This window comes from Salmonella bongori NCTC 12419 (genome assembly GCF_000252995.1).
Taxonomy (GTDB): domain Bacteria; phylum Pseudomonadota; class Gammaproteobacteria; order Enterobacterales; family Enterobacteriaceae; genus Salmonella; species Salmonella bongori.
In genome coordinates, this window is the sequence record NC_015761.1 from 769,126 (window position 1) to 782,545 (window position 13,420).

The following is a 13,420-nucleotide window of genomic DNA, read 5'->3' on the forward strand; positions in this document are numbered from 1 at the left end:
ATGAACACCATGACACTTACTCCGGGGCAGTTAAGCCTCTCTCAACTGTACAACGTCTGGCGTCATCCGGTACAGCTTCGGCTGGACGCCAGCGCTACTGCTGGTATTAACGCCAGCGTCGCGTGCGTTAATGATATCGTTGCCGAAGGTCGTACCGCTTATGGTATCAACACCGGTTTTGGCCTGCTGGCGCAGACGCGCATCGCCGATGAAGACCTGCAAAATCTACAACGCTCTCTGGTGCTATCCCATGCGGCGGGCGTAGGCGAACCGCTGAATGATGCGATGGTGCGCCTCATCATGGTATTGAAAATTAACAGCCTGGCGCGTGGATTTTCCGGGATTCGGTTGAGCGTGATAGAAGCGCTTATCGCGCTGGTGAATGCCGGCGTGTATCCGCTGATTCCGGCAAAAGGGTCGGTTGGCGCGTCGGGCGATTTAGCACCGCTGGCGCATATGGCGTTGACGCTGCTTGGGGAAGGGAAAGCGCGTTGGCAGGGCGAATGGCTTCCGGCGCAGACGGCGCTAAAAAAGGCTGGGCTGGAGCCTGTCGCGCTGGCGGCAAAAGAGGGGCTGGCGCTGCTTAATGGTACCCAGGCGTCAACGGCCTTCGCGCTGCGCGGATTGTTTGAGGCGCAGGAGTTGTTTGCCTCAGCCGTCGTCTGCGGCGCACTGACCACCGAGGCGGTACTGGGATCACGCCGTCCTTTCGATGCGCGTATTCATGCTGCACGCGGACAGCAGGGGCAAATTGATGCCGCGCGACTGTTCCGGCATCTGTTGAGCGAAACCAGCGCCATTGCTGAATCACATCACCATTGTAATAAGGTTCAGGATCCGTATTCCCTTCGCTGCCAGCCGCAGGTGATGGGCGCCTGTCTGACCCAGTTACGCCAGGCGAAAGAGGTGCTGTTGGTTGAAGCTAATGCTGTATCCGATAATCCACTGGTCTTTGCCAGTGAAGGGGAGGTGATTTCCGGCGGCAACTTCCATGCCGAACCGGTCGCGATGGCGGCAGATAATCTGGCGCTGGCGATAGCGGAAATCGGCGCTCTGTCGGAACGGCGCATCGCGTTGATGATGGATAAGCATATGTCGCAGTTGCCGCCGTTTCTGGTGAAAAATGGCGGCGTCAATTCTGGTTTTATGATTGCCCAGGTGACTGCCGCGGCGCTCGCCAGTGAGAATAAAGCGCTGGCGCACCCGCACAGCGTGGATAGTTTGCCGACGTCGGCTAACCAGGAAGATCATGTCTCAATGGCCCCGGCGGCAGGACGGCGGCTCTGGGAAATGGCGGCGAATACCCGCGGCGTCATTGCCGTGGAGTGGCTGGCTGCCTGCCAGGGAATCGATTTGCGGGAAGGGTTAACCTCCAGCCCGCTACTGGAACAGGCGCGGCAGGCACTGCGCGAGCAGGTGGCGCACTATACGCAGGATCGTTTTTTCGCGCCCGATATTGAGTGTGCGACGGCGCTGCTGGCGCAAGGCGCGTTACAGCATCTGGTGCCGGACTTTATGTGAATGCCGCCGGATGGCGCGGCGCTTATTCGGCTTACCCAACCCGTTGGCAGTGTAAGACGTTTACGTCGCCACCCGGCACAGCGCTTAACGGAACATCGCTGTTATCGAGGCGCTGGCGAGCGAATGGAAATGCACGTTAAAGCCTACCATCGCGCCACTGGCGTCTTCATCCACATTAAGACGCTCAACGTCCAGCGCGTGAACCGTAAAGATATAGCGATGCGTTTCCCCTTTAGGCGGCGCAGCGCCGCCGTAACCCGCTTTACCAAAATCGGTACGCGTCTGAATAACACCGTCCGGTATGGCCACCAGGCCTGAGCCGAAACCCTGGGTCAGTACGCGGGTATCTGCCGGCAGGTTAACCACCACCCAGTGCCACCAGCCGGAACCGGTTGGCGCATCAGGGTCGTAACAGGTCACAACAAAACTTTTGGTGCCCGCCGGTACTTCGTCCCAGGCCAGATGTGGCGAAATATTATCGCCATCGTAACCCATACCGTTAAAAACGTGGCGATGGGGGAGTTTATCTCCATCGCGCAGATCGTTGCTGATAAGTTTCATGCGCTCTCCTTTTGACTCACCAGAAGTGTAGCCAGAAGCGGCGTCGCTTACCGCTGATTAATGGCTAAAAAATGTTTCATTCTGTACCGCGTCATTGACCGCCTGCGTCAAACGCCGCAATTGATCCGGACGAATAATGTAGGGCGGCATCAGGTAGACCAGTTTGCCGAAGGGTCTGATCCAGACGCCTTGCCCGACAAAGAAGCGCTGGAGCGCCGCCATATTGACCGGGTGGGTGGTTTCAACCACGCCAATGGCGCCCAACACGCGTACGTCCGCTACCCAGGGCGAGTTTTGCGCCGGGGCTAATTCAGCGCGTAACTGAGATTCGATGGACGCGACCTGCTGGCGCCATTCGCCGCTTTCCAGCAACGTCAGGCTGGCGCAGGCGACGGCGCAGGCCAGCGGATTACCCATAAACGTTGGGCCATGCATAAAACACCCCGCCTCGCCGCGGCTGATGGTTTCTGCCACCTGCCGCGTGGTGAGTGTTGCCGAGAGGGTCATTGTGCCGCCAGTTAACGCTTTGCCGAGACATAAAATATCCGGCGCAATCCCGGCATGTTCACAGGCGAACAGTTTGCCGGTACGACCAAATCCAGTGGCAATTTCATCGGCAATCAGCAGAATGCCTTCCCGATCGCACATGTTGCGGATGCGCCTGAGCCACTCAGGATGATACATGCGCATCCCGCCCGCCCCCTGGACGATAGGCTCGAGAATGACGGCAGCGATCTCATGGCGATGTGCGGCCATCAGGCGGGCAAACGGCACAATGTCCCGCTCATCCCACTCGCCGTCCATTCGGCTTTGCGGTGCCGGCGCGAACAGATTTTCCGGCAGGTAGCCTTTCCACAGGTTATGCATGGAGTTATCCGGATCGCACACCGACATCGCGCCGAAGGTGTCGCCATGATAACCATTGCGAAAGGTCAGAAAACGCTGACGTGATTCGTCACGCGCCCGCCAGTATTGCAGCGCCATTTTCATAGCCACTTCCACTGACACCGAGCCGGAGTCGGCCAGAAAGACGCACTCCAGCGGCTCAGGCGACATTGCAACCAGTTTGCGACACAGATTTATCGCGGGCGTGTGTGTTATCCCGCCGAACATCACATGCGACATGGCGTCAATTTGTAATTTCATCGCCGCGTTGAGCTGTGGGTGGTTATAGCCATGAATGGCCGCCCACCAGGAAGACATTCCTTCAATCAGGCGCTCACCTGATGAGAGGAACAGTTCGCACCCTTCCGCTCGCTCGACAGGATACACCGGCAGCGGCGAGGTCATGGAAGTGTAAGGGTGCCAAATATGGCGCTTATCGAAGGCAAGATCGTCCGTTGTCATAATCGACTTGTAAACCAAATTAAAAACATTTAGGTTTACGAGTCTACACCATATCAAAAACGAACAACATATTTTGGAGAGGCCCGATGGCTCACCATCCACGCTGGACACTGTCGCAAGTCACCGAATTATTTGAAAAACCACTGCTGGAATTGCTGTTTGAAGCGCAGCAAATTCATCGCCAGCATTTCGATCCGCAGCAGATACAGGTCAGTACACTACTGTCGATTAAAACTGGCGCTTGTCCGGAAGATTGTAAATACTGCCCGCAGAGTTCACGTTATAAAACCGGGCTGGAAACCGAGCGTTTACTGGAAGTGGAGCAGGTCCTGGACTCCGCCCGAAAAGCAAAAAACGCCGGTTCGACCCGGTTCTGCATGGGCGCGGCCTGGAAGAATCCACATGAGCGTGATATGCCTTATCTGGAGCAAATCGTGCAGGGCGTCAAAGCGATGGGGCTGGAAACGTGTATGACGCTTGGTATGTTGAATGAGAGCCAGGCGAAGCGCCTGGCTAACGCCGGGCTGGATTACTACAACCATAACCTTGATACCTCGCCGGAATTTTACGGCAATATCATTACTACCCGTACTTATCAGGATCGCCTCGATACTCTGGAGAAAGTCCGTGAGGCGGGGATTAAAGTGTGCTCTGGCGGCATCGTTGGCCTGGGCGAAACGGTTACCGATCGCGCCGGACTGTTGTTGCAGTTGGCGAACCTGCCGACGCCGCCGGAAAGCGTGCCAATCAACATGCTGGTGAAGGTGAAAGGCACGCCGTTGGCGAATAACGATGACGTGGATGCATTTGATTTTATTCGTACTATCGCCGTGGCGCGCATCATGATGCCGGCCTCATATGTGCGGCTTTCCGCCGGGCGTGAACAGATGAACGAGCAAACCCAGGCGATGTGCTTTATGGCCGGAGCTAACTCGATTTTCTATGGCTGCAAGTTATTAACTACCCCTAATCCGGCGGAAGACAACGATCTGCAATTGTTTCGCAAGCTGGGGCTCAATCCGCAACAGACGAAGGTGCTGGCGGGCGATAACGAGCAACAGCAACGTCTGGAGCAGACGCTGATGACGCCGGATACCGATGATTATTACAACGCGGCAGCCGTATGAGTTGGCAACAACGCGTCGACGATGCGCTGGCGGCGCGTCGGGCGACGGATACGCTGCGCCGCCGTTATGTGGTGTCGCAGGGCGCCGGACGCTGGCTGGTAGCGAACGGACGGCAGTATCTTAACTTCTCCAGCAATGATTACCTCGGTTTAAGTCAGCATCCACAAATTATTCGCGCCTGGCAGCAGGCGGCGACGCGTTTTGGCGTCGGCAGCGGCGGATCGGGCCATATGAGTGGTTATTCCGTGGCGCACCAGGTGCTGGAGGCGGAGCTGGCGCAGTGGTTAGGATATCCGCGCGCGCTGCTCTTCACCTCAGGTTTTGCGGCGAATCAGGCGGTTATTACCGCGTTAATGAAAAAAAACGACCGGATTGTGGCCGACAGGCTGAGTCATGCTTCGTTGCTGGAGGCCGCTAATCTGAGTCCGGCGCAGCTTCGTCGCTTTATCCATAACGATACGCAGCATCTGTCACGTTTATTGCAATCGCCCTGTCCGGGACAGCAACTGGTGGTAGCTGAAGGCATGTATAGCATGGACGGCGACAGCGCACCGTTGGCAGAGATCCAACGGATCGCCCGCAGGCATAACGCCTGGCTGCTGGTCGATGACGCTCACGGCATTGGCGTGACAGGCGATGAAGGGCGGGGTACCTGCTGGCAGCAACAGGTGAAGCCTGAGCTCCTGGTGGTGACGTTTGGTAAGGGATTTGGCGTCAGTGGCGCAGCGGTGCTTTGTTCGGAAAGCGTGGCGGATTACCTGCTGCAATTCGCCCGCCATCTGGTTTATAGCACCAGTATGCCGCCCGCGCAGGCGCAGGCATTAAGCGCCTCGCTGGCGGTGATTCGCAGTGATGAAGGTCATGAACGGCGAGAAAAACTTGCCCGTCTGGTTCAGCGTTTTCGGGCGGGTATTAACGCGTCCCGCTTTACGCTGCTCCATTCCCCTGGCGCTATCCAGCCATTGATCGTGGGCGATAATAGTCGCGCGCTGCGCCTGGCGGAGGCGCTGCGTCAACAAGGATGCTGGGCGACGGCGATTCGTCCGCCGACAGTGCCTGCCGGTACGGCGCGCCTGCGGTTAACGTTAACACAGGCACATGAAGTGTGTGATGTCGATCGTCTGCTGGAGGCGCTCCATGGCGCAGGTGAATAAGCCGGCTATCGCGGCGGCGTTTGGCCGGGCTGCATCGCAGTATGAACAGCACGCTTCTTTGCAGCATCAAAGCGCGGAGGCACTGCTTACGATGCTGGCAGGCCGTCAGTTTTCCTGCGTTCTGGATGCTGGCTGCGGCCCTGGACGCATGAGCCGCTACTGGCGTGAACGGGGGAGTAACGTTACCGCCCTGGATCTTTCGCTGCCGATGTTGCGACAGGCCCGCGATCGCAAGTCCGCACATCACTATGTGCTGGCGGATATCGAAGCGATTCCCCATGGTGCAGGCGTTTTTGACCTGGCCTGGAGCAACCTTGCTGTCCAGTGGTGTGGCGATTTACGCGGCGCGTTGAGCGAGTTGTACCGGGTTGTGCAGCCTGGTGGCGTCGTGGCTTTTACCACACTGTGCGAGGGATCTTTGCCGGAACTGCGTCAGGCATGGCAGGCTGTCGATAATCGCGCCCATGCGAATCGTTTTCTGCCGGAAGAGGCCATTGACCACGCGCTGCGCGGCTGGCGGGCATATTGCCGAACGCAGGCAATGACCGTGTGGTTTGAGGATGCTCTGAGCGCGATGCGCTCGCTGAAAGGGATTGGCGCTACCCATCTCCATGAAGGGCGGGAACCGGATGTATTAACCCGCGCCCGGCTGAGACAAATTCAACTGGCATGGCCGCAGCGGCAGGGGAAATATACGCTGACATACTATCTTTTTATGGGAGTGATTCAACGTGACTAAACGCTATTTCGTGACCGGTACGGATACCGAAGTCGGCAAAACGGTTGCCAGTTGCGCCTTATTGCAGGCGGCAACACGGCTGGGTTATCAAACCACAGGCTATAAACCCGTCGCTTCCGGCAGTGAAATGACCACCGACGGGCTACGCAATAGCGATGCGTTGGCCTTACAGCGTAACAGTAGCCTGCCGCAATCCTATTCCGCGATCAACCCTTATACTTTTGCGGAACCTACCTCCCCCCATATTGTTAGCGCTGACGAGGGCCGGGCGATAGAGGCAGAGGTCTTATCACAAGGATTACGAACCCTGGAAGCGCAGGCCGACTGGGTGTTGATAGAAGGAGCGGGCGGTTGGTTTACGCCGCTCTCTGCTACATTGACATTTGCCGACTGGGTGCAGGCGGAGCAGTTGCCGGTGATACTGGTCGTTGGCGTAAAGCTGGGCTGTATTAATCACGCCATGCTGACGGCGCTGGCGGTAAAGCAGGCTGGGCTAACGCTTGCCGGATGGATAGCCAACGGCGTACAGCCGCCGGGCGCTCGTCATGGTGAATATCTTGATACGCTCCGGCGCGTTATACCGGCTCCGCAATTAGGGGAAATCCCGTGGCTGGAAGTGTCTCCGGAGCAGGCTGAAACAGGGCAGTATCTTGACCTTAGCGCCCTGGATAACGCGTAACCATGGGGTAATCCCCCCGATAGCAGGATCAGACAGTGCTGCTATCGGGTTGCCAGATATTTCAGCGTTGCGATAAAAAATAGGCACACTATGAGCATGTACGCAGCTATTTTTTCCCGTCGCGCCAGCCGATAATCATCCAAAAAGCGCGATAATTTTTTTTTATCGCCCCACGAAAACGCTCGCCGTTGATTTTGCCAGGCGGCAGGGCATACGGGCTGGAAGCAGTTATCCACTATTCCTGTGGATAACCTTGTGTATTAGAGTTAGAAAACACAACGTAAGCGAGAGGCGACGCGGCCTGCGACTAAATTGACGCGAAAGACGGCTTGAGAAAATATCCTTTTTTATACAGCGAGTTATATAAAATCAATGGTTGTAAAGGACGAACTATATGTTGACACAAAACTTTCATCATACGACTTGACAAATGTTAAAAAAGACTCTGGTCTGGGGATAACCGCACGCTGCTGGAATTTTGCCCCATGCCTGTGTACATTTTACCTCGCAACGGCGTGAGTTATTGGTTGATAACCGACCGTTTTTGGGAAGGTACTGTTTTTTTATCCAGCTTTTTTTATTGGCAATATTCGCCGTCGGGAGTAAAATTACTCACCTGCCCGCTCACTCCTTCAGGTAGCCGCCCATGAGTAAACCGTTCAAACTGAATTCCGCTTTTAAACCTTCTGGCGATCAGCCGGAGGCTATACGCCGTCTGGAAGAGGGCCTGGAGGATGGCCTGGCGCATCAGACGTTGTTGGGCGTAACCGGCTCCGGGAAGACATTCACCATTGCCAACGTCATTGCCGACTTGCAGCGGCCGACGATGGTACTGGCGCCTAATAAAACGCTGGCGGCGCAGCTTTATGGCGAAATGAAAGCGTTTTTCCCGGAAAATGCGGTGGAGTATTTTGTCTCTTACTACGATTACTATCAGCCGGAAGCGTATGTGCCGAGTTCGGATACGTTTATCGAAAAAGATGCGTCGGTGAACGAACATATTGAGCAAATGCGGCTGTCGGCCACGAAAGCACTGCTTGAGCGACGCGATGTCGTGGTGGTGGCTTCTGTGTCCGCTATCTACGGGCTGGGTGATCCTGATCTCTATCTGAAAATGATGCTACATCTGACGGTAGGAATGCTGATCGACCAGCGCGCGATTCTGCGTCGGCTGGCCGAACTGCAATATACCCGAAACGACCAGGCGTTCCAGCGCGGGACGTTCCGCGTGCGCGGCGAAGTGATCGATATCTTCCCGGCGGAATCTGATGATATCGCGCTGCGCGTTGAGTTGTTTGATGAAGAGGTTGAGCGCCTGTCGCTATTTGACCCGTTAACCGGGCAGGTCGAGTCAACAGTGCCACGTTATACCATCTATCCTAAAACGCACTATGTGACGCCACGCGAGCGTATTCTCCAGGCGATGGAAGAGATAAAAGATGAGCTGGCGGACAGGCGTAAAGTGCTGCTGGCGAATAATAAGCTGCTTGAAGAACAGCGGTTAAGCCAGCGCACGCAGTTCGATTTAGAGATGATGAATGAGCTGGGCTACTGCTCGGGTATTGAAAACTATTCTCGCTTTCTGTCTGGCCGCGGGCCGGGCGAGCCGCCGCCAACCTTGTTCGATTATCTGCCCGCCGACGGACTGCTGGTGGTGGATGAGTCCCACGTGACGATCCCGCAGATCGGCGGCATGTATCGCGGGGACCGGGCGCGTAAAGAGACGCTGGTTGAGTATGGTTTCCGTCTGCCTTCGGCGCTGGATAACCGTCCACTAAAGTTTGAAGAATTTGAAGCGTTAGCGCCGCAAACCATATATGTTTCCGCTACGCCCGGCAACTATGAACTGGAGAAATCCGGTGGTGATGTCGTGGACCAGGTGGTACGGCCAACCGGGCTGCTGGACCCGATTATTGAAGTGCGTCCGGTGGCGACCCAGGTGGACGATTTACTTTCTGAAATCCGTCAGCGTGCGGCCATTAACGAGCGTGTGCTGGTGACCACGCTTACCAAGCGGATGGCGGAAGACCTGACTGAATATCTGGAAGAGCACGGCGAGCGCGTGCGTTATCTGCACTCGGATATTGATACCGTGGAACGCATGGAAATCATCCGCGATTTGCGTCTGGGGGAGTTTGACGTGCTGGTGGGAATTAACCTGTTACGCGAAGGGCTGGATATGCCGGAAGTCTCGTTGGTGGCGATTCTGGACGCCGATAAAGAGGGCTTTCTGCGCTCTGAGCGTTCCTTGATTCAGACCATTGGCCGCGCGGCGCGTAACGTCAATGGTAAAGCGATTCTTTACGGCGATAAGATCACGCCGTCGATGGCGAAAGCGATTGGCGAAACTGAACGTCGTCGCGAGAAGCAGCAGAAGTACAACGAAGAACACGGCATCACTCCGCAGGGGCTGAACAAAAAAGTGATCGATGTACTGGCGCTGGGGCAGAACATTGCGAAAACCAAAGCGAAGGGGAAAGGAAAAGGCCGCGTTACGGCGAAATCCGGGATTGTTGAACTGGATATGACGCCAAAAGCATTGCAGCAGAAAATTCATGAGCTGGAGGGGCAAATGATGCAGCACGCGCAGAATCTGGAGTTTGAAGAGGCCGCGCAAATTCGCGACCAGCTGCATCAACTACGCGAGCTGTTTATCGCCGCCTCCTGACGGTGTGGTTAACTATAAATCAGCGTTGAGACTATACTTAACGCTGAAATCACTCGTCTCTTTGGCCATGAGGAAACCAGCCCCGTATTATCGGTCTGGATAGCCTTTATGGTCGTCATTTTACTCTCACCTTCGTCCGTTGAAATAATCTATCCGCTATAAATGACATTCCTCCTGTAAAAACAGGACGACTCGTCAAAAGCGATGACGAAAATGGTCTTTTATTAAAAGCTGAAAATACCGGATTCGTTACTCTCGGAACTTTCAGCTCAGGTAGAGGACATATGTTTAATATCACCAATACGCAGTCCGCTGCAAGGAATCAAAATATCACTGATGAGGCTGCAAGAGAGGCGCTTCTGGGAGAGAAAATATGGAATAGCGTAAGGGGGTTTTTCTCTTCTGAACATCAGGTTGAAGCACAAATTTACATCTCCGACCTTTGTCATCTATCTGAAACTGTTTCGCCAGAAGTGCTCAAAAACAAGTTTGAACGGCTGAGGGCGTTAGCTTTCCCTGCATATATGGAGAATATTCAATGTAATAGAGCGGGAACAAGCCAGTACTGTATTTTGAATGTAAATAGTCAGGAAATCCTGTCAATAACATTTAATACAGACAGTTATACTGTTGAGTGCGAAGGGGAGACAGTAACCTATACCCTTGAGATCGAAAGCGAGCAGACTAAGAGGACTTCCCTCTCCAGAGAAGCTGTGGATTATGAGTTAATCTGGTCTGACTGGGTAAACCATGCGCCAACCGATGAGGCTCCGTATCGTGAAAGCGCTGTAAAGCGCATGCGCAACTGCCTGGAAGATAATGAGACTTACCTTCGTCTGGACAGGTTAAAACTAACAACGATACCCGGTTATATTCCCGCCTCGGTAACGCATCTGTTACTCGATAAAAATAACCTGCACAGCCTGCCGGAGAATTTACAAGCCAATATACAGGTGTTATCTGCTAAAGAGAATAAGCTAACCGGTATACCCGCCACGCTACCGCATACTATTCAGCACATGGATCTCACCTGTAACCCTATTTCTGAATTACCTGACCATTTGCCCTCATCGCTTGAAACGCTGATTGTTGCCTCGAATGAGCTCACGGCACTGCCGGACATTTTGCCTGCCGGGCTTCTGCAACTGGATGTTTATCAAAACTATTTAACAGCACTGCCAGAAACGCTTCCATCAGGGATCGAAGTATTGATCGTTGGCGATAATCTGTTAACGGTTTTGCCTGCAAGATTGCCAGAGAACCTGCAGTATCTGGAAGCCAGCAATAATGTATTAATCTGCCTGCCCGAGTTGCTACCCTCAACGTTAAAACGCCTGGATATAAGTGATAATCAGCTTACCACTTTGCCAGAAACGCTGCCGTCCACGTTACAACGGTTGGACGTTTCCCGGAACCAATTGACAAGCCTCCCGGAATGCCTTCCATCAGCGTTGCAAGAAATGAATGCTTCTTACAATCAACTGTCTCGTCTCCCGGAATTGCTACCCTATTTCTCAGGTGATGGGCCCCGTCCTGCAAGCCTGTTTGTAGAGCATAATCCTCTTACAGCACGAGCGATACAGGATATTCAGATGCTAATGTCCGCTGTGGATTATCGGGGACCCCGGATCTTTTTCGCTATGGAAGCATCTTCCGCTTCTCGGGTAACCCGGCCACTGCATGAAGCGGTCAAGGCCTGGCTAGCGCATAGCGGGGAGGAGGACGTTAACAAATGGCAGGCATTTGAGGCAGATGCAAACGCTGAGGCTTTTAGTCAATTTCTGGACCGTCTTGGTGAGACGCAGAACACCAGACACCCGGATTTTAAGGAGCAGGTCTCCGCCTGGCTAATACGTCTGGCAGATGATAACGCGCTAAGAGAAACCGCATTTATTATAGCGATGGATGCAACAGAAAGCTGCGAAGACCGGGTCACACTGGCATACCACCAAATGCAGCAGGCGACATTGGTTCATGATGCTGAAAGAGGCGCTTTTGATAGCCAGTTAGCGGAACTGATTACGGTGGGGCGTGAAATCTTTCGGCTGGCGCAAATAGAACCTCTGGCGAGAGAAAAGGTAAAACGGCTTTTTTTCATTGACGAAATCGAAGTATTTCTGGGGTTTCAGAATCAGCTACGCGAGTCGCTTTCACTAACGACAATGACCCGGGATATGCGATTCTATAACGTTTCGGGTATCACTGAGTCTGATCTGGAGGAAGCGGAAATACGGATAAAAATTGCTGAAAATAGCGGTTTTCACACCTGGTTTGCACAGTGGGGGCCATGGCATAAAGTACTGGAGCGTATAGCGCCAGAAGAGTGGTGTGAAATGATGGATAAAAGGGCTGAGTATATTGAAACGGATGCTTATCAGAGCCGGATTAACTCTGAACTGGATGCGTTAGGAATCGCAGGCGATTCTGACGCAGAGCGTATGATCGGGATGCGGATAATAGAAGAGATCAATCAGACACTCTTTACTGAGCTCATGGAGAAAGTGTTGGCTAAAAAAGGGGTGAGCTCACTCATGAACGCCTACTGGTGATAACTGGACGCCGTTTATTCAGAAGGGGAGAGCCTGTTTACGGGTAAGAGTAAACAGGCTGTGGATAAGCGTGGTGCCATAAGGCAAGCAGCGTTAACCCAACGCCTGTAACGCTTTTTCCAGTGCATTATGCAATAATTGACGATCGTGGCGATAGGGGATATCGCTGGCTTCCAGCACGTCCTGGATCACCACCCGATCGTTCACCGCACTGACGTCAACTTGCGGCCCAACCACCACAGCGTCAATGACTTTTTTGCCAATATATTGCTCCATCATCGCCAGCTTATCGACGAGCGTTAAACTGGCGGCGGGCAGACTTAATTCGCGACCCAGATTGCCGATATACACCATTGGCGCCGGAGTACGCCGCAGCGCCTGCGCCAGTTCATCCAGCAGCAGGCCAGGCATCAGACTGGTATAGAAACTGCCAGGGCCTATCAGAATCAAATCAGCATCATTGATAGCCTGTACCGCTTCCCGCGTCGCCGGAACATTCGGCGTTAACATGATCTCCTGAGGCGGCGTCGCTAACTGATCAATATTCACTTCGCCGTAAATCTCGTGACCCTGTTCATCAATCGCCATCAGATCCACCGGCAACTCCGACATCGGGATCAGCTGTGCATCCACCTTAAGCAGATTACGAATTAAATTGATCGCCTCCAGAGGCCGCACGCTCAGGTGATCTAATGCTTTTAACATCAAATTTCCGAGGTTATGACCTGAAAGTTCGCCATTACCGCCAAAACGATACTCAAACATAGCGGACGCGACGCTGGGTTCGGTGATTAACTGATTCAGGCAGTTGCGCATGTCACCCCAGGCGATCCCCCCTTCCGAGCGGCGGATACGGCCTGTTGACCCCCCGTTATCTGTGGTAGTAACAATACCGGTCAGGCGTGAACCTAATGAAGAAAGCGAAGAGAGAACGCGTCCTAATCCATGCCCTCCGCCGAGAGCGACAACACGATCCAGGTCGGCCAGCGTACGATTGCGCATAAAAATTCCTGAAGTCAAATAAACAGCGCTACAGTAGCGCAAGTCGCGGGTTTTCAGCAATTAGCCGGTCGGC

Annotated in this window: 10 protein-coding genes; 7 read left to right on the forward strand and 3 right to left on the reverse strand. The window is 54.0% G+C overall.

What is annotated here, in order from left to right:
• Complete coding sequence (gene hutH / locus SBG_RS03575) at positions 1-1,521, forward strand: histidine ammonia-lyase (RefSeq protein WP_001095249.1); 1,521 nt, start codon at positions 1-3, stop codon at positions 1,519-1,521.
• 84 nt (positions 1,522-1,605) lie between these two features.
• On the opposite strand, the gene SBG_RS03580 is transcribed toward hutH, so the two are convergent.
• Both SBG_RS03580 and bioA read right to left on the reverse strand, forming a co-directional pair.
• A complete protein-coding gene (locus SBG_RS03580) occupies positions 1,606-2,082 on the reverse strand; it encodes a kinase inhibitor (protein ID WP_000767414.1) in 477 nt (158 codons plus the stop codon).
• A 57-nt stretch (positions 2,083-2,139) separates the two neighbouring features.
• A complete protein-coding gene (gene bioA / locus SBG_RS03585; RefSeq protein WP_000205498.1) occupies positions 2,140-3,429 on the reverse strand; it encodes an adenosylmethionine--8-amino-7-oxononanoate transaminase in 1,290 nt (429 codons plus the stop codon).
• An 86-nt stretch (positions 3,430-3,515) separates the two neighbouring features.
• Here bioA and bioB point away from each other — a divergent pair, with 86 nt between their 5' ends.
• From bioB to slrP, 6 genes are all read left to right on the forward strand, one after another.
• Positions 3,516-4,556: a biotin synthase BioB gene (bioB, locus tag SBG_RS03590; RefSeq protein ID WP_000930078.1), complete on the forward strand. Its 1,041-nt coding sequence runs from the start codon at positions 3,516-3,518 to the stop codon at positions 4,554-4,556.
• Complete coding sequence (bioF, locus tag SBG_RS03595; RefSeq protein ID WP_000118929.1) at positions 4,553-5,710, forward strand: 8-amino-7-oxononanoate synthase; 1,158 nt, start codon at positions 4,553-4,555, stop codon at positions 5,708-5,710. The genes bioB and bioF overlap by 4 nt, the downstream gene beginning before the upstream one ends.
• Positions 5,694-6,449 (forward strand): malonyl-ACP O-methyltransferase BioC, encoded by a 756-nt coding sequence (gene bioC, locus SBG_RS03600; protein ID WP_000079901.1) that lies wholly within the window; start codon positions 5,694-5,696, stop codon positions 6,447-6,449. Before bioF ends, bioC begins: the two co-directional genes overlap by 17 nt.
• The gene (gene bioD / locus SBG_RS03605; RefSeq protein WP_000167230.1) at positions 6,442-7,128 is read left to right on the forward strand and encodes a dethiobiotin synthase; all 687 of its coding nucleotides are present in this window, start codon (positions 6,442-6,444) and stop codon (positions 7,126-7,128) included. Before bioC ends, bioD begins: the two co-directional genes overlap by 8 nt.
• A 646-nt stretch (positions 7,129-7,774) precedes the next feature.
• Positions 7,775-9,796, forward strand: coding sequence for an excinuclease ABC subunit UvrB (gene uvrB, locus SBG_RS03610; protein WP_000042510.1), 2,022 nt, complete (start codon positions 7,775-7,777; stop codon positions 9,794-9,796).
• Between the two features lie 284 nt (positions 9,797-10,080).
• The gene (gene slrP, locus SBG_RS03615; RefSeq protein ID WP_000482016.1) at positions 10,081-12,345 is read left to right on the forward strand and encodes an SPI-1 type III secretion system effector E3 ubiquitin transferase SlrP; all 2,265 of its coding nucleotides are present in this window, start codon (positions 10,081-10,083) and stop codon (positions 12,343-12,345) included.
• Positions 12,346-12,438: 93 nt separating this feature from the next.
• Here slrP and yvcK read toward each other — a convergent pair whose 3' ends face one another.
• Positions 12,439-13,347: a uridine diphosphate-N-acetylglucosamine-binding protein YvcK gene (gene yvcK / locus SBG_RS03620; RefSeq protein ID WP_001246039.1), complete on the reverse strand. Its 909-nt coding sequence runs from the start codon at positions 13,345-13,347 to the stop codon at positions 12,439-12,441.
• Positions 13,348-13,420 lie beyond the last annotated feature (73 nt).

Coding starts and splice junctions, on each gene's coding strand:
- slrP (WP_000482016.1), top strand. CDS start 10,081: ATGTTTAATATCACCAATACGCAGTCCGCTGCAAGGAATCAAAATATC.
- bioB (WP_000930078.1), top strand. CDS start 3,516: ATGGCTCACCATCCACGCTGGACACTGTCGCAAGTCACCGAATTATTT.
- yvcK (WP_001246039.1), bottom strand. CDS start 13,347: ATGCGCAATCGTACGCTGGCCGACCTGGATCGTGTTGTCGCTCTCGGC.
- SBG_RS03580 (WP_000767414.1), bottom strand. CDS start 2,082: ATGAAACTTATCAGCAACGATCTGCGCGATGGAGATAAACTCCCCCAT.
- uvrB (WP_000042510.1), top strand. CDS start 7,775: ATGAGTAAACCGTTCAAACTGAATTCCGCTTTTAAACCTTCTGGCGAT.
- hutH (WP_001095249.1), top strand. CDS start 1: ATGAACACCATGACACTTACTCCGGGGCAGTTAAGCCTCTCTCAACTG.
- bioC (WP_000079901.1), top strand. CDS start 5,694: ATGGCGCAGGTGAATAAGCCGGCTATCGCGGCGGCGTTTGGCCGGGCT.
- bioA (WP_000205498.1), bottom strand. CDS start 3,429: ATGACAACGGACGATCTTGCCTTCGATAAGCGCCATATTTGGCACCCT.
- bioF (WP_000118929.1), top strand. CDS start 4,553: ATGAGTTGGCAACAACGCGTCGACGATGCGCTGGCGGCGCGTCGGGCG.